The following is a 22,468-nucleotide window of genomic DNA, read 5'->3' as shown; positions in this document are numbered from 1 at the left end:
AGGTGAAGGAACTGGGAGCTAGGCGCGCGCTTCCCCGCCCTTCTTGCGAGCCGGAACCTGCTGGCCGGTAGCGGCCATGCGTTCCTCGTGCGTCATCGCAGCCAACTCGTGCACGCGAGCTACGTCCACGCCCAGCGCGTCGGCCAGACGGTCGCCGTACTCGGGATCGGCCTTGTAGCAGTGGGCCGCATGGCGCAAGCGAATGTTCTCGGTCACGCCGTTCATGTCGGCCGCCGTGTTCGCGATCAGCACGGCGCGCTGCGGCTCTTCCATCAGGCGATACAAGTCTCCCGGCTGATAGAAGGTGTCGTCGGTCGGGTCGTCCGCCGGATCCCATGCATCCATCGGCCCGAACAGGTCCATCGGCGGCTCGGCCGCGTCCGCCTGCTGCTGCCATTGGCCGTAACTGTTAGGCTCGTAGCCAATCGTGCTGCCGAAGTTGCCGTCCGTGCGCATGGCTCCATCGCGGTGGAACTCGGCATAGGGGCAGCGCGGCTTGTTCACCGGAATGTGGTTGTGGTTGACGCCCAGGCGGTAGCGCTGCGCGTCGCCGTATGCGAACAGGCGGCCCTGCAGCAGCTTGTCGGGCGACAGTCCAATGCCCGGCACCAAGTGCGTCGGCGCGAACGCGGCTTGCTCCACCTCGGCGAAGTAGTTCTGCGGGTTGCGATTCAGCTCGAGCGTGCCCACTTCGATAAGCGGGAATTCCTTCTGGCTCCACGTCTTCGTGATGTCGAACGGGTTCTCCTTGTAGTTCTTCGCCGTAGCTTCGTCCATGATCTGAACGCAGAAGCGCCAGCTGGGGAACTCGCCGCGCTCGATAGCGCCGAACAGGTCGCGCTGGTGGCTTTCGCGGTCGCCTGCGATAATTTGGCCGGCTTCTTCGTTGGTGAGGTTCTTGATGCCTTGGTTGGTCTTGAGGTGGAACTTCACCCACACACGCTGATTTTCCTCATTGATCAGGCTGAACGTATGACTGCCGAAACCGTGCATGTGGCGGTAGCTGGCCGGGATGCCGCGATCCGACATGACGATGGTCACCTGGTGCAGCGCTTCGGGCAAGCTGGACCAGAAATCCCAGTTGCTTTGGGCGGAGTGCATGTTGGTGTGCGGGTCGCGCTTCACCACGTGGTTGAGGTCGATGAACTTCTTAGGATCGCGCAGGAAGAACACCGGGGTGTTGTTGCCTACGAGATCCCAGTTGCCGTCGGGCGTGTAGAACTTCATGGCGAAGCCGCGAATATCGCGTTCGGCATCGGCCGCGCCGCGCTCGCCCGCCACTGTCGAGAAGCGCACGAACACCTCGGTTTCGGCTCCGGGCTGGAACACCTTCGCCTTCGTGTAGCGCGTGATGTCGCCGGTCACCTTGAACGTGCCGTACGCGCCCGACCCCTTCGCGTGCATGCGCCTCTCGGGGATAACCTCGCGATCGAAGTGCGCCAACTTCTCGATCATCCAGTTGTCCTGGAGCATCATGGGGCCGCGCTCTCCTGCGGTAAGCGTGTGGTTGTTGTCGGCGACGGGGTTTCCGACTTCGTTGGTAAGCCTGGTGGTATCGAACTGGTCGGTCATGGGAGGGCTCCTTCTTTTCTGGTTGAGAATCGCCTGTCTTGTTGCGACGATCTTACCAGGGTAGGAAGGATTGTTGCCCCTTAATGAGACAAATTCTTATTTACAACACAGTATCGAATTATGTACACCTGCGTACTGGCGAGCTACTTCCCTGCAGAAGGGTCCCCGCACATGCCCAGAAACAGCACCGCCCCTTGCTTGGATTTGATCTCGTACAAAAACGGGCGATCCAGGTTGAAATCCAGTTCGCCCACAACCGCAGGATCCGGAAGGGCTGACATGGCCATGATGTCGACCTTGGTGTACGCGCTGGCTTCGACGCCGTTTTCGTCAAGCCCGATGTGGCCCTCCTGCGCCACGCTTGATACGTACGCCGGGATGTCGGTAAGGTTCGAGAAATCCGCCTGATCGCTGAAAGCCCTGTTCACGCCAAGCTTTTTCAGCGATGAAACCAAGTCGTACGAGCTGTCGAAACTAAACTTCGGAACATGGTACGTTACGAACGCTTCTCCAGTCGAATCAGCCGTGAACGCCTCTTCGAGCGCGGCGGCATCGGCCAGCAAATCCCGAGCATGCACGCCCTGCGCCGGGAGCACGAACGTCATCTGGCTTCCGTCCGCAAAGCCCAAGCTTGCGCGCGTGTACGTATCGGTCGCGCGAATCTCCTGAGGTCCGTCAAGCCGTTGAACCATGAAATCCGCCGTCACTTTTCCGGTTTCGGCGTTGAACGTTTCGGGGGAAACGGATTCGGCATCGAATGCCCTTGACCACTCGCTTTTGAAATACACAGTGTTGATCAGGGAAATCAGCTGCTGACTCTCGCTTTTGAACTGCGGAGCCAGCGTTCCCTCGGTGTTATCGGCAACCCATTGCCCCATCGCCTTGTCCGCTTCGGGGGTGCCGAAATCCGTCTGGAACAACGATGCGTAGAATTGATCGCGCATGACGTCGACGAACCCTTGGTTGAATTCGGCGTCGGGGCTCATCCATACGGAGTTGGCCAGCTTGACGTTCGAGTATTGATCGGCGGCAAGCAGACGCAGCAAATTACCGCACTGCTGCGCGGTAACGTCGACGTTGTCCGCACCGAGCAAGGCCGCGATCTCGTCCTGCGTGCTGCCTGCGGCTCCCATTTGCGTCATCGCCAGAGCGTAGTAAAGGCTTGCGGGCGAGTAGTTCTCGTTTGCTTCGGACGCCTCCGCAAACACGGCAGGTGCGCTCCGGTAGGAGAACGTGCTCAAGTTATCGAGGAACGCCTGGTCAAGTTTGTTGTCTTCGAGAACTTTACTCTGAGCTTCATAGTCGTCGGCAGCGGGTTTTTGCGGAAGAGCGGCTTGCAGCACCGTTGCCACGCCGTCGTACGAAGACACAACGCCGCCGTTCGAGTTCGAGCATGCCGCCAAGACCGCGCCTGTTGTCAAAACCAACGCAAGCGCGCATGCGCCCTTGCGAAACAGCCTGTCATCCATCATGCAACCTCCTCGTATGCGAATTTCACGCGCGACATGTCGATGACCTGGGCGCATGGATTCCACCCTGCACCGTGCGCCCTTGAGGGGGCGGCGTATCGTCGCCTTGAACCATAACACGATCGTGCATCGAACTATGTCGGCGTTCGGCCAAAGAAATGCATCTGGGGTTTCGACCGCCACGATGGACGCAAGCGGGCGGGGACGGGGACGAGGGCGGGCAGCGGACGCGCACCCAGCAGTTTCGCAGCGTCGCCAAGCTTCTTGGGACGGGGACGAGGGTGGGCAGCGGACGCGCACCTGTTCGCAAAAAAGCAGCCGCGCACGACCTGCGTGCGCGGCTGCCCAGCGAAGAAGATCTGGAAAAGCAGACCTTTTCGCTGAAGGGAGGGAGGAGGGTAATTAGCTCTGAATATACGAAGCGGCACTCTGCCCGCCGATGCGCCCCCAGGTAAAGCAATTGGAAAGCGTGAATCCCATGTAGGCGGAATTGCAGCTTGCCTCGCCACCTACGAACAATCCGGGAATAATCTGTCCGTCAGCACGCAGGACCTCGGCTTTTTCGCTTCGAGCAACGCCGCCATACGTAATGATTTCGCACGGAACCACGGGAACAGCCACATACGGCGCAACCAGCTTAGTCGTGGGGAAGCCGCCAAACTCCTTGTCTACGCCAGCGTCAACCGCGGCATTGTATGCATCGATCGTAGCGGCAAGGGCGATCGGATCGACGCCCATGCTCTTCGCAAGCTCTGCGGCATCGGAGCCCTTCACGTACTCAAGACCTTCGCCGCGAACCACCTTGCCACCAGCAGCTGCAACCGTGGCCTCGTCGGATATCTCCCACACATACCCCGCACCGTCACGATGCATCTTGTCGAAAATAGGGCTGTTGAGATCTTGGCTCATGTACCCCTTGCTGGTCTCGTCAACAAATCGATTGCCGTCGGAGCCAACTAAAATCATGTTCGGGAGATTCGTGAACCCATTCAAGTTCGCACTGGCCGAGGTTCCCTCGTGTTCGCTCATGATGGTGTAATCCTTGAGGATGCACATCATGTGGTTTATGTGCGACAGAAGCGCCCCGGAATTTGATGCCGCCACCAAGCCATCGCCTTCGCAGTTAGGATGCCCTATGCCGAAAGTACCGGCTTTTTCGGGATCGAACCGAGCAGCCAGCTCGGCATTGTGGGCAAACCCGCCCGTTGCCAGCATAACCGCCTTTGCCTTGATGCGCCGCTGCTTGCCCTTGGACTCCACAACCGCGCCTTCAACGCGCCCTTCGGCATCCAGAAGCACTTCCACCAGCTTCGTGCCCTTCTCAACCTGCACGCCCAAATCGTCAAGACAAGCCGAGAAGGCAATCGCGAAACCGCCGCCCGCGCCGTCCACGTTATGCATCATCTGCAACGGCCCGTAGTAAATGTCTATCCTGTCAAGGAAAGAGACGCCCACACGATCTGCCAACCAGTCGATAGTCTTACCGCAATTCTCGACGGTGATTTTGGTCAACGCGGGATCCAGGCGATACGACGCATTGTTCATCAGGTTCGCGTACATCTGGTCAAACGTCAACTCGATGCCTTGTTCTTTCTGAAACTTGGTATCGTAGCCAGCGATCATGCCTTGAGACATGGCCGTAGTGCCGCCGATCATATCGCCCTTTTCAATAACAAGAACGTTTTCTGCTCCGTTGTCCTTCGCCTCTACCGCACACGCCAACCCACACCCGCCGGCACCGCACACCAAAAGATCAACCTCCTGATCCCAGGCAGCCGACGTGCTGGAGCCTCCTTGATCCGCCTGCGGAGCGCAGCCGGCCAATGCCCCCAAAGCCAAAACCGCGCTTCCAACGGCGGCGCTTCCAATGAAACTGCGTCGTGAAATCCCCTGCTGCATGATGCCCTCCATTCCGATCAAGACCGAGCGAGAAGCACTTCGTCTGCAAACCGCCGTCCTGACCACACCAATTCGTCTGTCGAAAACAAGCTCGCACAGCCCTTCGACAAACTCAGGTTAAAGTGCCCTCGAAGCCCGCACATCTCCCATTCTGGGTCGAATCCGCCGCTCAGCCCCTCCCTCATTTTGGGTTGAATACGCCCTCGCCCAACCTTTTCGGCCAAAACAGGGTTGGCACGAGCTCGATCCTGTCGCACAATGAATCGCGATCCAACAACACGACCAGGGAGGGGAGCGGTTGATGGACGACGTGCGTTCTAAACAGCGCCACCTTCTTGTCATGTGGTGCGCCCTTGGATTCTCGGCATTCAAAGCGGCCCAATCGGTCCTGTATTCAACGGCCGTGCTAACGTCCGACACAACCACTGTGCTTATTGCCGGCTTTGATTTCAGCGTTGCGTCGGCCCTGTTCGTGCTGCTGGCCGATACCCTCATCGTCATAGCTGCGCTGCGCGGGCGGCTGCCCGCAATGTCCGTGCCGATCGTTGTTCCCTCGGCGATTCTCGCAGCCGCAGCTTGCTTTTCGTTTGCCGGTGGTTTTTCCACGATGGATCCAGCGGTCTCTCTTCTGGTTCTTGCGCTGGCCCAAGGGATCTCCACCGCCATGCTGACCCTGGCCTGGGTAGAACTGTTCACCACCATGAAACCCGCCGACAGCATGAAGGCGCTTGCTTTCGCCATGCTGCTTGCATCTTTGGTTTCCTACGCTCTCCGGCACGCCCCCTCCCCTGTCATCCTGATCGCCGTTCTGGTTTTGCTGCTAGCAAACGTGGCCCTTTGCCGAAAGGCGAAATGCGAAGCGAACGCGGTGCCGCAAAACGAGCCTTCCCGCGGATCGGCGTCGCAGCTTGGAACCAACGCGACGCGCTCGTACCTGAAGGGATTTCTCTCGATCGGGGAGGGATTGCTGTCGCTCTTGGTGCTGGGATGCACCGTCGGAATCATCAACGGGTTCATGGTTGTGCAACATTACAACTTCGAAGGATCGTCCCTTGCCTCCTCCTTGGGAGTCATCGCCGCATCGGTCGCTTTCTTTGTCATGGCGTACGGATTCCCCAAGACGTTCAGCGCGTCGCGCGCGTACCGCGCGCTCTTCCCTCTTCTGACCGGAGTGCTGATTGTGTGGCCGTTCGCGAACTTCCAATACGGCTACTTCGTAAGCGCCGCGTTCGTAGCCGGCCATAGCCTGATATCGACGAGCGTCATGTTCCTGATCGTCCGCGAGTCTCACGAAAGCCGGTTGAACCCGTACGTGTTTATGGGAACGTCGGTCGTGCTTATTCGACTGGCATCGATGCTGGGGATCGTGGGCGGCTCGGCCATAGCGGGACTGGACATAAACCCGCCGTTCAAGACCATGCTCGTGTTTTGCATCGCCGTATACCTCCTTTCCCTTGCGCTGTTGTTCATGCTGCGCATCAGAAAACGCTCCGCCACAACGACCAGCAGCAACGATGCGGAAGGAAGCGCACCTTCTTCTACCGAGAACGGCTCGTTTTGCGCGACGGGACAAGAGATTTCCGTTCGATGCAAGCTAACGGATAGAGAGTCGGAAATACTGCTGCTACTTGCTCGCGGAAGAAGCAGCACGTACATCGGCGAGGCTCTGTACTTGTCCCCCAACACCGTTCGCGGACATATCAAGAACATCTATGCAAAACTGGAAGTGCACTCGAAGCAGGAGATCATCGACCTGTTCACCGATCAAGCGGAGTGAGTCCATCCCCGCGCGGACGCGGGCGGGACGGCGGATATAGAGCGGGGTGGTAGTTGCGGGCCGCCTCGCAGCGGCCGCGCTGCGGAAGCGCGAATCGGGACCCCCTGTGACAATTTCACGAGCGCAAGAAGCCGCCAATCGGCTGCATCCCAAAACGCGGCCATGCCTTTTGCCGACAAGGCGCTGCCGCAACCTGCCCGCGGAAGGCTCGAAAATGGCAGAGATTCCGAGGTTTGTGGCTTTTCGTGCGCGACGGCGCGCACAAAAAGGGAAGATAAAATCTGCGACCAGGCATTATGCGATTACTTGTTCGCTATAGATGGAATTTCTCGCGTTCAGGAGCCGCAAACCCCCCAATCTCTGCCAAAAAGCGTATGTCCGCTGTTAAAACGCGGCTTTTCCACGTCTAAAATTGTCACAGGTCCCGATTCGCGCCCAGATTTTTTTTGGGGGGCTCACCACGAGGTGCGCGATCCACGCGGGAGGGCGACGCCGCCGCACGCCACGCACGCGATCCGCAACCTGCGCGAACCCCGCGCGCGCCGCGCACCCCGCGCATCCCGCGACCTGCACGCAACTCGCACCCCCCCCACGCACCCCGCAACCTGCGCGCCCCGCACGCCAAGAGCGCCATGCCCGGCGCACGCAAAACGGGCCCCTCGAAAGGGGCCCGTCGGCATGTTCTATGCGGCGAAACTTACAGCGAGAAATCCTCGTCGCCGTTGAAGACGTCGAGCGCGTCCTCCACGGAGTAGTCGGCCAGCGTGATGGCGCTGATGGCCTTCGTCAAACGCACGGCCTCCGCCAGCGAGCGCTGGTGGATGTTGCGGCCGGTCGCGTTGCCGCAGGCACCGCCGATGTGAATCTGGTCGTGCAGCTGGGTCAGGAACGTCTCGGCGTCAACCGTCGAACCGCCCGCGCACACAAGGCCCGTGCGGCCGGCAGCCATGGCGGCAACCTTCAGAGCCTCGGCCGGAGTGCGGCCGTCTTCGGGCTTCGGCGGGTTCACCTTGACGAAATCGGCACCCAGGCACAGCGCCACGCCAGCGGCGCCGGCGATCAGATCCGGGTCCTTCTCTGCCGCGACGGCCTTGCCGCGCGGATAGATCCACAGCACTACCAGCATGCCGTTTGCGTGAGCCTGGGCGATCAGCTCGCCAGCCTCGGCCATCATGGTGGACTCGTACTCGCTGCCCAGGTACAGCGTGTAACCCAGACCCACGATGTTCACGCCAGCTTCGCGCATAGCCAGCACAGCATCCAGATCATGCAGCTGCGGCGAATAGGGATCGTCCTGCTTCACGCCAACGAGGTTGGTCTTGGAGTTCATCTTCACCAGGTAGTTGATCTCCGGATAATCGGCAGCATACTGCGCGATCAGGCCGCGCTGGCCAGCCAGCACGCCGCACACGCCCTGACGACCGATCTCGAAGAGGTGCTCCGGCTGAGCGTCGGCGATGTCGATGCCCTCGCCGTAGAAGTCGGCATTCAGATGCTCGACCTTCTGATCGCACGCGAACAGCATGAGACGACCCGTGCCACGGGTAGCCTTCATGTAGTTCTCAATGTACTCGTCACGGGATTCCGGCATGACGTCAGCCGGAACTCTCACCTGGTCACGAGTGATTTTGGGCATGATTTCCTCCTTATAGGATCCTTATTCGGGAAGGCGGTGCGCGAATTCCTGCGCTTAGGCCTTATCGATACCGCCATTCTAGCGAAAAAGAAAAGCCGCCCGCCCCTATTCATGGAAAAACCCCTGAACATTTGGACGAGCGGCGAAGCAATGCAACCGCGGGCAAACAGCGGACCGCCGATGCGCTAAAACCATTCCTTCTTATTGAGGACGTAGATCTGCTCGAACTGAGATTGCGACTTCGTCAAGTAAATGATGCCCTCGATGATAGCGATGACCCAGATCACCCAGCACGCAAGCGACAGCGTAAGGATTCCGCCCAAGATAGAAACTCCCAGCATGACGAAACCGGAAGTGTTGTACCCCAAGTAGAACTTGTGAATGCCCAACCATCCCAAGAAGATGGCCAGCAAACCGGCAGCCACATGATCCTTCGTAGCCACAACAGGCTGCGCGTACGGCTGCTGGTAGTACGGCTGCTGATACCCGTAATAGGGCTGCTGCGGCGGCACGGCGCCAGGACCGGCATGCGGCGTCTGGGGCGCAGCGTAACCAGGCTGCTGAGATGAGGACCCGCCATAAGAACCGCTCGCAGGCACCTGCGGTGCGGTTTGCGGTGCGCCGTAAGAAGGCTGCTGTGCGGGGACCCCGTACGGGGGGACCTGCGCACTCGAATACGGAACCCACTGGGGATTCTCGGACGCCGGGGACGCGGGAGGCTCCGGAGCAGACGGGGCGCTCTCCTGCTCGGCCGTCCCCATCGGCTCGACCGGCTCGGCTTCCTGGATCGTCTCGACTTCCTCAACTAAGACCGCGGATTCGTCGTCGGCCGAAGCGGTCGAGGCATCATCTGGGACGCAGGCCGAAGCCTCCACTGCAACCACGTCCACGACCTTGTCAACTTCGGCTTCCTGCTCAACAGGCTCTTCAACAGACGCCTCGGCGGCATCGAGCCCATCCGCCTTCTTCTCGTCGTTCGCTTCGGCAGCCAGCCGCGCTTTTGCCGCCTCAAGTTTTTCCTGGGCCGCCTTCAACTCGGCTTCCGCAGCAGCAACCGCGTCCTCGGCGCTGTTCAAAGGTTTTTTCTTGGTCATAGCGACCTCTTTCGTCCTGCGTTTCAACATCGTTGTTCTTCAACGTCATAGTAGAGCGCGACGTAACGTCGCAGAGGGTTCCGTCATAATATCGTTAACGTCCTCATAGTTTCTTAAGGTATGCGAAGCAGCCCGTGCCCGCAGACTCGAAAACGCCCGCCGCGCAGCGCAAGAGAACCGCTAGCGATTGCCCTTCGAGCGCTTCTCCAAAAAGCGCATGATGGGGTCGCGCAAAACAATGCCCAGCACGGCGATGGCACCGGCCACCACGAATATGATGGCGCTCTCCATGAAGCGCCCGTCCACCAGGCCGTCAGCCGCATACGTAGACACGATGATTCCGGGAATGCGCCCTATATTCGAAAGAATGAGAAACGTGCGCATGCGCATATCCGTCAGCGGCACCAAGTACGTGAACACGTCTTTGGGCAGGCCGGGAATCAGGAACAAGATGAACACGACGATGTTCAATTTGCCGGTCAACTCGAACCTGCGGAACTTATCCAAATACTGCGTGGGCACCATGCTTTGCACGAACGGCGCGCCCAGCTTGTGTACGAGCGAGAAAATGAAAGCGCTCGATATGACGCAACCCGTCAGGATGATCAGCCCGCCGATCCAAGGGCCGTACAGCATGCCAGCCGCAATCTGAACAACCTCGCCGGGGATGAACGCCACCACGATTTGAAGAAACTGAAGCCCTAGCAGAATAAGGAATCCAACCGGACCCGCGCCGCGCACGTCGTTTATGATGCGATCGATGCCGCCGGGTTCGAACACGTCGTGAACGTACGGCCACAGAAGCACGCAGATCAAAACCATGATCGCGAAGAACCCGATCAGGCCAACGAACTTGAAGATGTCGCCCTTCTCCATTTTATGGCCGCGCACAGTAACTTCCTGCTCGGCCTTCTCATGCAGCTCCTGCTTGCGCTCAGCCGCTTTCTGCTTCAGCTTTCCCGTATCAAACCGAGAGTCGTGATCTTCTGTATGATTGCCCATTTAATCCTCGTGACGTGCTTTGTCGAATTCATCCTTGAACTCCGCGAACATGTTCTTCTTGGGCGCGGGCTTCTTCGTAGGCTGCTTGGCCGGCTGCTTTTCGGCAACTGACGGAGAGGGGCTTGCCGTCTTTTCGATAGCGTTCTCTTGCTTGCTCGGCTTCGGGCCGCGCGCCTTGTCGTACTCATCCTTGAAATCGGAGAACATCGTCTTGGATTTCGCAATTTGCTTCCCGGTGGCGTAGGCGCCCTTGTTCACGGCTTCGCCCGTTTTCTTAGCCGCCTCGGAAGCAACCGGCTTCACCTTGTCGACGGTCGTATGAACCTTGTCCATCGCAACAGCCGTAGCCTGGCCCGCCTTTTCGGCAACTCCGCCCTCAGCTGCAAGATCTTTCACCTCGTCGGAAACCATGATGGCCCCCAGCACGACGTCGTCGGAAGCCACGCCTTCCTGCCCAACCTGCGCAAGGGCCGCTCCCATGCCGCGGCGAAAGCCTTTGATAAGGTCCGCCGAAACAGTGCGCTTGCCCAAGAGCGCGTTTGCAGTAGCGCCGGAATCGGTATCGAACGAAACAACCTCTCCCGTAATGCGGTTGAACGTGACGTTGCCCACCGTTCCGAACGCGTCGCCGCTTTCAGTCATCACGGGCAGGCCGATCCAGAGCACACATTCGTCCCAGTCGACGCCAAGCGCCTTGCAAGCAGCGCGATCCGTCGCCTCAGGGACGTTGCGAATGGAAATACGCCCATCCACCAGGTCGTATCCCTCTATGGACACGAACTTGTCCTTCCGTCGGAACATCCATAGAAGGTCGGGGCGCTTCACGATGAAGCCGACGCAGCGCTTTTCCTTCGGGTGAAACACGAAACGACGCACTTTGCCAATGCGCTTCGTGCCGTTCTTCCCGCCAATGACGCGAACCCCCGTGAGTTCGTCGGTCGTGATAAGTTTGCTTGCCATAACCTTCTTCTCCGCAACGATCGGGCGCACGGTGCGGCTTCTCCTCCGCAGTCCCGGCGCCTTCGCTACCATCTATATGTAAAAAGCGGTGCGCGGCGCGACCGTTTCCGACCGCTTGATCCGCGCAACCGCTTCACCTCGCCTATATCTCGCGTCGCTTTATTCGCCTGCGACCTTGTCGGCAGCATCCTGCGCCTTGTCAGCAGCGGCATCAACGGCCTCTTCTGCGGCGTCCTGCGCAGCGTCGACCACGTCATGGGCGGTATCCGCTGCAACCGGAATAGTCTCGGCGGCAGTTGCCTGAGCCTCTTCCGCGTTCTTTGCTACCTGGGATGCAATGCGCTGACGAGCAGCTTCGATCTTGTCGCGAAGCTCGTCGTTTTTCTGAGAGAACGCGGGCTTGATGTTGTCGGCAGCCTCCTGCACGCGAGCGCTGGCCTGGCCGTACAGCTCCTGGCTTTTCGCCTGCGCGTCCTGAGCGAACTGCTGGCCCTTGCTGGCAACATCCTGGTACACATGCTGAACGTTGCCGGCAGCCTGGGTGCCGAACTCCTGAGCCTCGCCCCATGCGGCGTTCACCTTATCGGTCACAAGAGCACGCGTCTCCTGGCCCGAACGGGGAGCGTACAGCAGCGCGATCACAGCGCCAGCGAGTCCGCCAGCGAGAAAAACTCCGAATTTGTTGCCCATAACGGCCTCCTTTTGGACGTTTGTCTGTGCAACTATTATAGGCGCACCCTTACCCGCCCGGATAGGAAAACATCAGCGCTCTATTATTCGGTTGCCGGTTTGTTGAGTGGCGAAGGCGGATGCAGCAAAAGAGCAGGCTGGCGAAACGAAAAAGGGAAGCCACCCGGACTCCCCTTTTGGCTGAACTGTAGAAAAACGCTCCGTCGTCTTGCTTGCCTACCCTGTTCCGCGCTATCGAGCAAGCGCGTTGTTGACCAGCTCGTCAAGCACAGCCGGAAGCGAAAGCCCTGCTGCGGCGCACGAGGCGGGGAACAAGGACGACTCCGCCATGCCCGGAGACACGTTCACTTCGAATACGCGCGCCTGAGCACCGTCCCAGATGAGGTCGATGCGGGCAAGGTCGCGCACGTTGTAGGCCCGATACACCTCGAGGGCCGCACGCTCTATTTCCGCACGAATGGCATGAGCCTCCGCCTCGTCCTGCGAAAGAGAGGCAGGGCGCACAGGCGCGAAATACTCGACCGCGCCGGGAGTCATGCGAGCTTCGGTGTCGAACATGCCGCTCTTCGCAACGATCTCGACCGGCGGCAAGGCGTACGCATCCCAGCCGTTGCCCAGCACGGACACGGCCATCTCGACGCCTTCGACCCACTGTTCGATGACCACAGCCTCGTCAAACGACAGCGCGTCCAAGATAGCCTCGCCCAGCTGATCCACCGAATCCACGCGATGCACGCCCATGGCGGACCCGCCGTGAGCAGGCTTGACCGCCACCGGATAGCCGCCGATCACGCGGTCTTCCACCAGGTCGAGCGCCGTTGCAGCGCCCATGCTCTTGAATGCGTCGCGAGCGATGTAAAGGCCCTGCGGCCATGAAGCAACCGGAGCATCGCCGGTGATGGCGCGATACGTGGCCATCTCCGAATGCAGCGAGTCCTTGTTCCAGGTGCGCTGGCACACGCTAGCCGGGGAGCCCACGAAGGGAATGCCCACGAATTCGAGCAAGCTTTGAATGGTACCGTCCTCGCCGTGCTTTCCGTGCAGCGCGCTGTAGCATACGTCGGGGCGCTCGCTTCGAAGCGTGGGAACCAGGTCGGACGTGGTGTCCAAAGGAACCACCTTGTGGCCAGCTTCCTCAAGAGCTGCGCACACATGCTTGCCGCTGGCCAGGGAAAACTCGCGCTCGAACGAAGCGCCGCCCATCAAAACTGCTACTTTCAGGCCCATGTTTGCTCCTACAATCGGTTCTCAAAATCACTGGTGCGCCAACGTTGCAAGGGCGTCAGTCCGTCGGCTGGCTGGCAGACGGAGCCTGGATGGCGCCGGCCTCCAGGAATGCACGGTACAGCTCCAAACGATCCTCGATCACGTGAGCCAAGCGGCGAACAGCCTCCGCGATGTTCTCGGGGCTTTCGAAGCTGAAGTTGATGCGCATGGAATTCTTGCCCGCAACCGCGCCCGGGAAGAAGCTGTCTCCCGGCACGTACGTCACGCCCGCTTCCAGCGCCTCGCTCAGCATGCTGCCGGTATCGAAGTAATCGGGAAGCGTCACCCACACGAAAAAGCCGCCTTCGGGACGCGTCCACGAGGCCTCCGGCGGGAAATACTCTTCAAGCGCAGACAGCATCGCGTCGCGACGCACATGGTACGTCTGCACGAACTTCTGCAGCGTTTTTTGCCACGGGGTATCGGTGAAGTAATGCTCTACGACCACCTGATCGAACGAGCTTCCGCACAGGTCGGTCCCCTGCTTGACCAGGTTGACTTTCGCCAGCACGTCCCGCGGCGCCACGATCCATCCCGTGCGCAACCCCGGAGCGAACACCTTGGAAATGGTTCCCAGGTACACCACGCGATCATCCATGGCCTTGAGCGGAACCATGTGGCCCCCGTCATAGCGCAAGCGCCCGTACGGGTCGTCCTCGACCACCATGAAACCGTATTCGTCGGCCAATTCCAGCAAACGCTTTCGGCGCACGGCCGACATGGTCACGCCGCCGGGGTTCTGGAAATTGGGAATGGTGTAGCAGAACTTGAGGCGCGGATTGCCCTTGCCGATACGCTTCAGCTCGACTTCCAGCAGATCCGTGCGCATGCCTTCTTCGTCGAACGCGATGCAGCGAACGTCCGGCTCGTACGCGCTGAACGCCTGAAGCGCGCCCAGGTACGTGGGACCTTCGGCCAAGATGATGTCGCCCGGATTGATGAACGCTTTGGAAATGAGGTCAAGCGCCTCTTGCGCACCGGACGTGATCAGGATGTTCTCAGGCTTGGCTCGCACGCCTATATCGCGCATGAGATCGCAGAACACCTGCTTCGTCTCTTTGCGACCATCGGTTGCGCCGTACTGCAAGGCAACGGAGCGCTGGTCATCGCATGCGGCGCGCACGGCCTTCTTGATGGAAGCCTGGGGCAGCAGCGATACATCGGGCATGCCGCCCGACAGGCTGATGACATCGGGGCGCGTAGCAGCCGCGAACAGGTCGCGCACGGCGGACGATCGCATTTTCTTGACGCGATCGGCTATCTTGTCATCAGTTTGGTCAAATGTCAGATGAGCTGTAGTCATGGGGTCAGGGTACCACCGTCTCGTTCAGAAAACGGGCCGCGTCGCGAAAAGCCCGCAAAGCAACCAAATCGTCGGTGAAGCTCACTTCGATCCGCGCTCGGCCCGCGAATTCGTCCGTCCACTCGGTTGTCCCGACAAACACCGGCCCGACGTCGGTCGACGCATTGGACGGCTTCTGGACGGCAGCCGACTGAGCCTGCTCGTCGATGACCAAATGCTCCAGAAGGTGCGGGATCGACGTGCAGTTCATGACGTCCGCGAACGTGTCGCCCGCATCGTTCACGCACGCATGACGCGGAAGGTTCGGGTATGCCCGACACACGCAAGTCATGAGCGCCGGCGAGGTCATACGCGGCGATCCCGGCGCCAGCAGCACGTCGCATACAACGCGATCGGCCCGAACGGTCAAGCGCTCAAGGGAAAGCTTGGGAGCGCGAAAAGGGCCGGAAGACGACAGGGGCGCTGCATCGCGACCGCAGTGAATCCGAGAACTAGACATCGCGCACATCGAAAAGCTGCGAAGGGGCAGCGGTTTCAGGATCAACCGGGCTCGAGGTGCCGGTCGAGTTTGCGCCTTCGACCGAAGGGGCTCCTTCGGCAGCGCCCGCCTCATCGGCGGATGCCGCTCCTTCGGCAGCGCGCGCGTCCGCATCGCCGGATGCACCCTCGCCTCCGTTCGCATCTGCGTCCTGGCTCGCAGCAGAGTCTTCGCCCGAAGCAACGGGAGCTCCTTCGCGCGGGGAAGCCGAAGCGTCGCCCGACAAACGATCGAGCACCGTCACGTTTTCGCCTGGCGTCGGACTCTCGGCAGGCTGGTCCTGCAACGAGCGCAACGCCTGATCAAACATCCAACCGATATCGTCGATCAGCGTGGAGAACCACGTGTACTCTTTTCCGTCGGTGATGACCAGCTGGGACCGATCGAGCGAAAAACGATAGCGGCCCTCGCCCTGCATGTTCCCGAAGGTAAACGAGATGGTCTTGGCGCCCGTATCCAAAGTATAGGCGTACGACACATCGGGAGTAAGCTTGATGGTTTGGCCGTCAATAACGACGACCGCCGTAGAGCCGGGCGTACGCCATTCGCCCTGAAACTCGGCCGCATCGTTGTAACGCAGCCATCGATCCCACGAAAATACGCCAACGATCAGCACCAATACTGCCAAAACAGACAACGCCGCAACCGCCGGCCAGCGAAGCTTGAACGACTTCGTCGTCTTCGCCTTCTTGCGCTGACTCCCAATCCGATCGGAAGCGTCGGCGGGATCGCCTTCGTTCGAAAGCTTGGCGCCCGGCTGGGCATACGCCTGTGCGCCGGACTTGTACACAGGCTTGGGGGCAGATTTGGGGACGCTTTGGGAAGCCGATGCCTGCGCGGGACGGCCGGCTTCCTTGGAGGCAGGCACCGCAGTCCGAGCATCGTGGGCGGACGCAGGCGTCGACGAAGAGGCTGCGGGATCCGACGTCGGAGCCGACGTCGGAGCAGCTTTCGAAACCGGGGCGGCTTTCGGAGCCGAAACGGATTTCGCGGCGGGCTTGGCAACCGGCTTGCCGGCAGCCTTGACCGAGGGCTTGCCCTTCACGCGCTTCGGCTTGCGCGGCGTAGGGGTTTTGGCCGCCGCATCCTTGCCGGCGGGTTTCTTGGCGGACGGCGTCTTCGGCGCCTGCTCTTTGGCGGATCGATCATCCGCCGCCTCAACTTTTTTCGGCGCAACGCGGCGCGCGGGTTCTTCAACCCGCGCGACCTTGCCGGTATCTCCCGGCTTTTTCTTCGATTCAACGGTGCGCTTGCGTTTCGTTACCACGCTTGCGTTACTCCTCTACAACGCCTGGAAATTGCTATTCCGGCGCAATGACCTCAACGCCGCCCATATAGGGAACCAGCACGTCGGGAACCTTGATGGTGCCGTCGGGCTGCTGATAGTTCTCGATGATGGCGGCCATGGTGCGACCCACTGCCAAGCCGGAACCGTTCAGCGTGTGCAGGTAGCGCGCACCCTTGAAGTTCTCGGGATCGCGGTACTTGATGTTCGCCCGGCGCGCCTGGAAGTCGACGCAGTTCGAGCAGGAGGATATCTCTTTGTAGCCGTTGTAGCTGGGCAGCCACACCTCAAGGTCGTACGTCTTGGCGGCGGAGAAGCCGATGTCGCCCGTGCACAGGCTGATCACGCGATACGGCAGTTCCAGCTTCTGCAGGATATGCTCGGCATCGGCAACCATGCCCTCAAGCTCGTCGAAGCTTTCCTCGGGTTTCGCGAACTTCACCATTTCCACCTTGCTGAACTGATGCACGCGAATGATTCCGCGCGTATCGCGACCCGCGCTGCCCGCCTCTTCGCGGAAGCACGGCGTGAACGCGCAGTAATGCAAGGGAAGCTGGTCGGCGTCGAGCACTTCGCCCGCATGGATGTTGGTCAGCTGCACCTCGGCCGTGGGGATGAGGTACAGGCCGTTCGTGGTCTTGAACAGGTCCTCTTCAAACTTCGGAAGCTGACCCGTGCCCGTAAGCGTGGTGCCGTTCGCCATAGCCGGGCACCACCATTCCTTGTAACCGCGGCTGGCATGCGTGTCGGCCATGAAGTTGATGAGCGAGCGCTCCAGGCGAGCACCCAGGCCGCCCAGCAGGTAGAAGCGGCTCTTGGCCAGCTTCACGCCACGCTCGAAGTCGATGATTCCCAGTTCAGGACCAAGGTCCCAGTGCGGCTTCGCCTCGATGCCTTCAGCGGCGAAATCGCGAGGCGTGCCCCAGCGGCGCACCTCGGGGTTGTCGTCTTCGCTCTGGCCTACGGGCGTGGAGTCGGCCGGCATGTTGGGCGTGCGCATCATGAGCTCGCGCAGGTCGGCGTCGGCGGCTTCGCGCTCTTTGCCGATGGAGGCGATCTCTTCGTTGATGGCGCGTACGCGCTCCTTCGCGGCTTCGGCCTCGTCCTTCTGGCCTGCGGCCATCATGGCCCCGATAGATTTGGATGCGGCATTACGCTCGGCCTGCAGCGCTTCTTCCTTCGCGATGGCCGCGCGGCGCGTTTCGTCAAGCTGAGAGAAGCGCGACGCATCCCATGAAGCATTGCGGTTCTTCATCGCTTCAGCGACCGCTTCCTGGTTGTCGCGGACAAACTTGATGTCGAGCATGGTAGCGCTCCTTCTTGGTTGGATACGATAATTGGACCAGTATACCTCACGCCCGGCGCAGCTTGCCGGTCCTTCACGCCGTTGGCATGTTCGGCCCGCCTTCGAGCCCGGATGCCCGATCTCCCAGCCGTGCGCCGAGGGCTTGCGCGACCCGGCCGCATGTCCGCGTGCTTGCGCGACCCGGCCGCATGTCCGCGAGCCGCACACGCCGACGTCCTGGCACGCGCCCGCGAGCTGCCTGCCCGAGCGACCCGGCCGCATGCCCGCGCGACCCGGACGCGCCCGCAAACCGCACGCCCCGGCGCGCTGTCAAAATGAGCGAGTTTTGCTGGTCCTCAAACCAGGATAAAAGCCCCTAGCAGCTTTGTGACCTGGTGCGATGTAAAACGCCTTCGAGAAGAAACCCTCTCGAAGGCGGAAAATCGCCGCAAAACTCGTTCTTTTCGGCAGCGCACCGGGGCACACGACACCCGCGGCAGCGCACCGGGGCGCACGGCACCCGCAGCAGCACGCGGCAGCGCACCGGGGCGCACGACACCTGCGGCAGCGCACCGCAGCAGCACGCGGCAGCGCGTCAGGGCGCACGGCACCCGCGGCGGCGCGCCGGGGCGCACGGCGGAAAAGCGGACTAGCGGCGCTTGCGCGTGTACTCCACGATGGTAGACAGAACGCGGCGAACCTCGATGGGCTTGGAAAGGTGCGCGTCCATGCCGCTGGCAAGCGACGCGTTCACGTCCTCGGAAAACGCATTCGCCGACATAGCCACAATAGCCACGGTACGCGCGTCCTCGCGATCAAGGGCACGGATGCAACGTGTGGCATCGTAGCCGTTCATCTTGGGCATCTGCACATCCATGAGCACCACGTCGTAATGCCCCACGTCAGACGCCTCGAACAGGGCACATGCCTCCTCGCCGTCCCGTGCGCGTTCGATAGAAAGACCCTCTGCCGCCAAAAGCTCGCAAGCGATTTCCGCATTCAGATCGTTGTCTTCGGCAATCAGCACGCGCAGCCCTTCGAGCTCGCTGCGCTCGATGGCGCGAGGGGCGGAAAGCGTCGCAAGGGAAAGCGACCCCTTTTCGTCGGGAGCATCGCTGCGAGGGGTCGAAGGCCCGTTAGAGCCACGGTCACGCGCGTCGTCTTCAAACGACTTGAGCTCGGCCTCGAACGCGATTCGCAAACTCAACGTAACCGTGAATGTCGTGCCCTTCCCTATAGCGGAGTCAACCTCGATCGATCCGCCCATCATGGTTACGACATTCTTGACGATGGACATGCCCAGCCCCGTGCCCTGCTCGTGCGAACGGCCCTCCATGACGAACGGCTCGAACATGCGCTCGACGAATTCTTCCGACATGCCGATGCCGTCATCAGACACCACGAACACCACCTGACGATACCCCATGACCGGAGCAGCGGCGGCGTTCGTTTCAAGCTTCACGTGGCCGCCCTCGGGCGTGTACTTGACGGAGTTCGACAAAAGGTTGATCAGGAGTTGCTTCAAACGCACCGTGTCGCCCACGTACACGGCGTCCGCACAAGCAGGCCCGCGCACCGCAAGCTCCTGGCTGCGCTGCTCGCACTGCGGGCGAATAACTTCCTCCACATGATCGAGCAGGTCGGCTAGACGGAAGGGATCGCTGGCAAGGGTCATCTTCCCGTTCTCGATCTTCGAAAGGTCCAGAACGTCGTTGATCAAGCCCAGCAAATGATCCGACGCCGTACCGATCTTGGCAAGGTTCACGCGCATTTTCTCGGGATCGTCCACGTTGCCGCGCGCAATCTGGAGCATGCCGATAATCACGTTCATAGGCGTGCGAATCTCATGCGACATGCGCGAAAGAAAATCAGATTTTGCCTGGTTGGCGGCTTCTGCAGCATTCATGGCATCCTTCATGGACAGCTGAATCTGCTTGTCGGGCGTGGAGTCCCGCAAAACGATAAGCACCTGCTGCTTGCCCTCGAACACCAGCGGCCGAACCGAATAGGCAACCCAGCGGGCAGAGCCTGTGCGCGTACTGCGAAACGAGAATTCGCCGTGCTCGAATTCGTCGACCAGCCCTTTTCTGATTCGGCTGAACAGATCGACTCCTTTTTCGGAAAGCCCCATCTCGCTTGCCAAGCGCTCGTTTTTCAGGAAATCGTCCAGCGCGTAGCCGATGATGTCCGCCGATTTCGCCACGATAGGCGTAACCTGGCGATCCTCGGGATGGTACAGGTTAACGGCAAGGTCCACGCTGTCGGAAAGCGCGCGGTACAGCTGGGCCATCATGGCAACGTTTCGCTCGCGCACCCGGCGGCGATACGCGGCGAACACCATGAAGCCCGCCACGATAAGGCACACCATGACAATTCCGAACACCGCCTGGAACGTGGTGGTGACCACCGCCGCTTCGGCGCGCACGTTTTCGACCGGCACCACGCTGCACACGTACCAGGGGCCTTTGCTTACCGGAGCGACGCACACGTACGAGACCTTGCCGTCAACCGGCGCGGTAACCAAACCGCTTGAGCGGTCGTACACGATATTGAACAGGCCCTCCAGGTCGCTTCCCTGCCGAGCCTGAAGCGACAAAAGAGCGTTGTTCAAACTTTCCGGAGATGCAAGAGACAGGGGCTCTTCGTACCGAGAAGCCTCATCCAGAAACTCGTACAGATTGGCCTCGGGAGGCAGAACGGTTTTGGTTTTGTCGGCGGGAGGAACCAGGATCTCGCCCGTGTCGGCCTGGAACAGAATAAAGTAGCCGCGCCCGTCGAACATGTCCAGATGCTCGGGCATGGCGAACAGGCTCAATGGAATCTGCGCATACAGCGCGCCCACCTGCTGGCCGTCGATGTACAGCGGGCGCTGCACCGTGCGCACGCGAACGCCGTCCTGGGTTGTGAAGGTTCCGGAATACGACGGGTCGCCCTGGGACAAGGCCGTTTCAGGCCCTTCGATCTGATCGACGCTGAACGGCGAGCCGTCGCTTTCCACGCCCGTGCCGTCCATGCCCGCGAAGGCGGCGCCCGCCAAGCCCAAGCGCTCCTGCAACGCCGAAAGAGCCGGAAGAAGAGCCTGCGGATCGGACGACTGCACGGTAAACGCGCCGATCGCGTCCTCCATCATGACCGCGCGATCGGACACGTTTCCCGCAGCCTGCTCGGTGAAGGTGACCACTTGCTGCTCGGCGCTTTCGTTGAGCTTCTGATCGATGAACGCGGTCAGGCTGAACACGGCCACGATCACAAGGAGGACGGCCGCAACAGAGACAGCCGTCGCAATTGCGCGGCGCTCTCCCTTCCCCCTGTTCACAGCCGACATGCACACGCCCTTCTTTGATGAGCGAAAAGAATAAAGGAATCTCGGAACCAACCCATATCGGAATCGGTTGGGCATAGTATACTCTAACGCTGGAGTGCAAACCTTCCGCGGCGACAGCGATCGCCACGGGCAGAACAACGAGGTAATCATGGATTTCGGTGCGTTGTACCACTTTCTTTTCGAAACGTACGCCGGCATTGGATGCCTGGTGGGCGCAGGACTTGTCATCAGCCTTATCGCGTGCATCATCATGGAACGCCGTACGCGCAAAACGTTCGTCAACCGGGAACCCGGTGAAGACGATTGGTCGTTTTTCGACGACGATGACGAGGACGAAAGCAAGTAATCCGTCGTTTTCGACCCGTCAACCGATCCGCATAGCTTCACCATAGGCATGGAGGCTCAGTGGCTGCACGCAGCCCGAAGCGCTCTTGTCTGACGGCGAAACTCGAACAGGAAGGTCCATCCATGTCAGAGTCCGATACGTATCTGTACCGTCGCGAAGGCGACTACATTCCTCGCGTTGCCGCCGTGCACGATTTATGCGGCTACGGCAAATGCTCGCTCGGCGTGGCCATCCCCGTGCTGTCCGCGGCCGGATGCGACGTATGCCCCGTTCCGACGGGGCTGTTTTCATCCCACACGGCTTTTCCGGGTTGGTACATGCACGACACCACCGAAATGCTGGAAGACTACCTGGGTGCCTGGGAAAAGATCGGCGTGGAAATAGATGCCGTGTACTCGGGCTTTCTAGGCGCGCCGGAGCAGGTCGACCGCATTCGGGACCTGTACGCCATGTATCCCAACGCGCTGCGCGTGGTCGATCCCGTCATGGCCGACCACGGTAAGGTTTACCCCACGTACACGCCGGAGCTTTGCGCCGCCATGGCCGAGCTGGCGTGCGGAGCGGACATCCTGACCCCCAACCTGACCGAAGCGGCCATCATCTTGGGCGAAGAGTGGCGCGGCACCGACATTTCGGACGACGAAGCCAAGCGCATGATCGACGCGCTGGTGGCGAAGGGCGCGAAGCACGTTGTGCTGAAGGGCATTCAGCGCGAAGGGGAAACCTGCATACGCAACTTCGTGGGCGGAGCAGACTGCGATACGGTGGAAGTGCGCAACGAGTACCTTCCCTACATGCTGCACGGAACGGGCGACCTGTACGCTTCGTGCCTGCTGGCAGCCGTTATGGCTGGTCGCAGCCTGGCCGAAGCAGTTGCGTTCGCCGGCGACTTCGTGCACGACGCCATGATCGTCAGCGCGAAGCAGCCCGAATTCAAAGACCGGGGCGTCAGCTTCGAGCCCCTGTTGGGAAAGGTTTGCGGGCTTCTGTAAAACCAGGGCAGAGCGAGGCGAGGGACGCA

Annotated in this window: 17 protein-coding genes; 3 read left to right on the top strand and 14 right to left on the bottom strand. The window is 60.5% G+C overall.

The features are described 5' to 3' along the window. Positions 1–18: 18 nt before the first annotated feature. The 3 genes from LQE90_RS03890 to LQE90_RS03880 form a co-directional block, all read right to left on the bottom strand. Positions 19–1,572: a catalase gene (locus LQE90_RS03890; RefSeq protein ID WP_216529824.1), complete on the bottom strand. Its 1,554-nt coding sequence runs from the start codon at positions 1,570–1,572 to the stop codon at positions 19–21. Positions 1,573–1,715: 143 nt separating this feature from the next. Continuing rightward, positions 1,716–3,044 (bottom strand): serpin family protein, encoded by a 1,329-nt coding sequence (locus tag LQE90_RS03885; protein ID WP_216529825.1) that lies wholly within the window; start codon positions 3,042–3,044, stop codon positions 1,716–1,718. 399 nt (positions 3,045–3,443) lie between these two features. After that, entirely contained in the window at positions 3,444–4,940 is a 1,497-nt protein-coding gene (locus tag LQE90_RS03880) for an FAD-dependent oxidoreductase (protein WP_216529826.1), read from the bottom strand. Positions 4,941–5,241: 301 nt separating this feature from the next. On the opposite strand from LQE90_RS03880, the gene LQE90_RS03875 reads away from it, so the two are divergent. Beyond that, entirely contained in the window at positions 5,242–6,717 is a 1,476-nt protein-coding gene (locus LQE90_RS03875) for a response regulator transcription factor (RefSeq protein ID WP_216529827.1), read from the top strand. 697 nt (positions 6,718–7,414) lie between these two features. Here the strand turns inward: LQE90_RS03875 and LQE90_RS03870 are convergent. The 11 genes from LQE90_RS03870 to LQE90_RS03820 all read right to left on the bottom strand — a co-directional run bounded on the left by LQE90_RS03870 (position 7,415) and on the right by LQE90_RS03820 (position 21,101). Then, positions 7,415–8,353, bottom strand: coding sequence for a beta/alpha barrel domain-containing protein (locus tag LQE90_RS03870; RefSeq protein WP_114566431.1), 939 nt, complete (start codon positions 8,351–8,353; stop codon positions 7,415–7,417). Between the two features lie 185 nt (positions 8,354–8,538). After that, positions 8,539–9,447, bottom strand: a complete 909-nt coding sequence (locus LQE90_RS03865) for a TM2 domain-containing protein (RefSeq protein ID WP_114566430.1) — start codon at positions 9,445–9,447, stop codon at positions 8,539–8,541. A gap of 180 nt (positions 9,448–9,627) precedes the next feature. Then, positions 9,628–10,449: a TVP38/TMEM64 family protein gene (locus tag LQE90_RS03860; protein ID WP_114566429.1), complete on the bottom strand. Its 822-nt coding sequence runs from the start codon at positions 10,447–10,449 to the stop codon at positions 9,628–9,630. After that, positions 10,450–11,409 (bottom strand): PRC-barrel domain-containing protein, encoded by a 960-nt coding sequence (locus LQE90_RS03855; protein WP_114566453.1) that lies wholly within the window; start codon positions 11,407–11,409, stop codon positions 10,450–10,452. Positions 11,410–11,568: 159 nt separating this feature from the next. Next, positions 11,569–12,099, bottom strand: a complete 531-nt coding sequence (locus LQE90_RS03850; protein ID WP_181792532.1) for a YtxH domain-containing protein — start codon at positions 12,097–12,099, stop codon at positions 11,569–11,571. A 231-nt stretch (positions 12,100–12,330) separates the two neighbouring features. Continuing rightward, positions 12,331–13,326 carry a D-alanine--D-alanine ligase family protein gene (locus LQE90_RS03845; RefSeq protein WP_216529828.1) on the bottom strand — a complete coding sequence of 332 codons (996 nt, stop codon included), beginning with the start codon at positions 13,324–13,326 and terminating at the stop codon, positions 12,331–12,333. Between the two features lie 55 nt (positions 13,327–13,381). Further along, positions 13,382–14,668 (bottom strand): aminotransferase-like domain-containing protein, encoded by a 1,287-nt coding sequence (locus LQE90_RS03840; protein WP_216529829.1) that lies wholly within the window; start codon positions 14,666–14,668, stop codon positions 13,382–13,384. A 4-nt stretch (positions 14,669–14,672) separates the two neighbouring features. Beyond that, entirely contained in the window at positions 14,673–15,167 is a 495-nt protein-coding gene (locus LQE90_RS03835) for a hypothetical protein (RefSeq protein WP_231088190.1), read from the bottom strand. Next, positions 15,160–16,473 (bottom strand): hypothetical protein, encoded by a 1,314-nt coding sequence (locus LQE90_RS03830; protein ID WP_231088189.1) that lies wholly within the window; start codon positions 16,471–16,473, stop codon positions 15,160–15,162. The genes LQE90_RS03835 and LQE90_RS03830 overlap by 8 nt, the downstream gene beginning before the upstream one ends. 34 nt (positions 16,474–16,507) lie before the next feature. After that, positions 16,508–17,797, bottom strand: coding sequence for a serine--tRNA ligase (gene serS, locus LQE90_RS03825; protein WP_216529830.1), 1,290 nt, complete (start codon positions 17,795–17,797; stop codon positions 16,508–16,510). Positions 17,798–18,425: 628 nt separating this feature from the next. Further along, entirely contained in the window at positions 18,426–21,101 is a 2,676-nt protein-coding gene (locus LQE90_RS03820; RefSeq protein WP_216529831.1) for an ATP-binding response regulator, read from the bottom strand. Positions 21,102–21,249: 148 nt separating this feature from the next. Between LQE90_RS03820 and LQE90_RS03815 the strand changes: the two genes are divergently transcribed. Continuing rightward, positions 21,250–21,447, top strand: a complete 198-nt coding sequence (locus tag LQE90_RS03815) for a DUF6724 family protein (protein ID WP_114566450.1) — start codon at positions 21,250–21,252, stop codon at positions 21,445–21,447. 122 nt (positions 21,448–21,569) lie between these two features. Further along, positions 21,570–22,439: a PfkB family carbohydrate kinase gene (locus LQE90_RS03810; RefSeq protein ID WP_216529832.1), complete on the top strand. Its 870-nt coding sequence runs from the start codon at positions 21,570–21,572 to the stop codon at positions 22,437–22,439. Positions 22,440–22,468: the final 29 nt, after the last annotated feature.

Source organism: Paraeggerthella hominis (genome assembly GCF_021044775.1).
Taxonomy (GTDB): Bacteria; Actinomycetota; Coriobacteriia; order Coriobacteriales; family Eggerthellaceae; genus Paraeggerthella; species Paraeggerthella hominis.
The sequence above is the reverse complement of the archived record's forward strand: the minus strand, read 5'-3'. Positions and strand labels throughout refer to the sequence as shown.

Bases quoted from the DNA above. Each gene is read 5' to 3' on its own strand.
- LQE90_RS03890 (WP_216529824.1), bottom strand. From the start codon at position 1,572: ATGACCGACCAGTTCGATACCACCAGGCTTACCAACGAAGTCGGAAAC.
- LQE90_RS03885 (WP_216529825.1), bottom strand. From the start codon at position 3,044: ATGATGGATGACAGGCTGTTTCGCAAGGGCGCATGCGCGCTTGCGTTG.
- LQE90_RS03880 (WP_216529826.1), bottom strand. From the start codon at position 4,940: ATGCAGCAGGGGATTTCACGACGCAGTTTCATTGGAAGCGCCGCCGTT.
- LQE90_RS03875 (WP_216529827.1), top strand. From the start codon at position 5,242: ATGGACGACGTGCGTTCTAAACAGCGCCACCTTCTTGTCATGTGGTGC.
- LQE90_RS03870 (WP_114566431.1), bottom strand. From the start codon at position 8,353: ATGCCCAAAATCACTCGTGACCAGGTGAGAGTTCCGGCTGACGTCATG.
- LQE90_RS03865 (WP_114566430.1), bottom strand. From the start codon at position 9,447: ATGACCAAGAAAAAACCTTTGAACAGCGCCGAGGACGCGGTTGCTGCT.
- LQE90_RS03860 (WP_114566429.1), bottom strand. From the start codon at position 10,449: ATGGGCAATCATACAGAAGATCACGACTCTCGGTTTGATACGGGAAAG.
- LQE90_RS03855 (WP_114566453.1), bottom strand. From the start codon at position 11,409: ATGGCAAGCAAACTTATCACGACCGACGAACTCACGGGGGTTCGCGTC.
- LQE90_RS03850 (WP_181792532.1), bottom strand. From the start codon at position 12,099: ATGGGCAACAAATTCGGAGTTTTTCTCGCTGGCGGACTCGCTGGCGCT.
- LQE90_RS03845 (WP_216529828.1), bottom strand. From the start codon at position 13,326: ATGGGCCTGAAAGTAGCAGTTTTGATGGGCGGCGCTTCGTTCGAGCGC.
- LQE90_RS03840 (WP_216529829.1), bottom strand. From the start codon at position 14,668: ATGACTACAGCTCATCTGACATTTGACCAAACTGATGACAAGATAGCC.
- LQE90_RS03835 (WP_231088190.1), bottom strand. From the start codon at position 15,167: ATGTCTAGTTCTCGGATTCACTGCGGTCGCGATGCAGCGCCCCTGTCG.
- serS (WP_216529830.1), bottom strand. From the start codon at position 17,797: ATGCTCGACATCAAGTTTGTCCGCGACAACCAGGAAGCGGTCGCTGAA.
- LQE90_RS03820 (WP_216529831.1), bottom strand. From the start codon at position 21,101: ATGTCGGCTGTGAACAGGGGGAAGGGAGAGCGCCGCGCAATTGCGACG.
- LQE90_RS03815 (WP_114566450.1), top strand. From the start codon at position 21,250: ATGGATTTCGGTGCGTTGTACCACTTTCTTTTCGAAACGTACGCCGGC.
- LQE90_RS03810 (WP_216529832.1), top strand. From the start codon at position 21,570: ATGTCAGAGTCCGATACGTATCTGTACCGTCGCGAAGGCGACTACATT.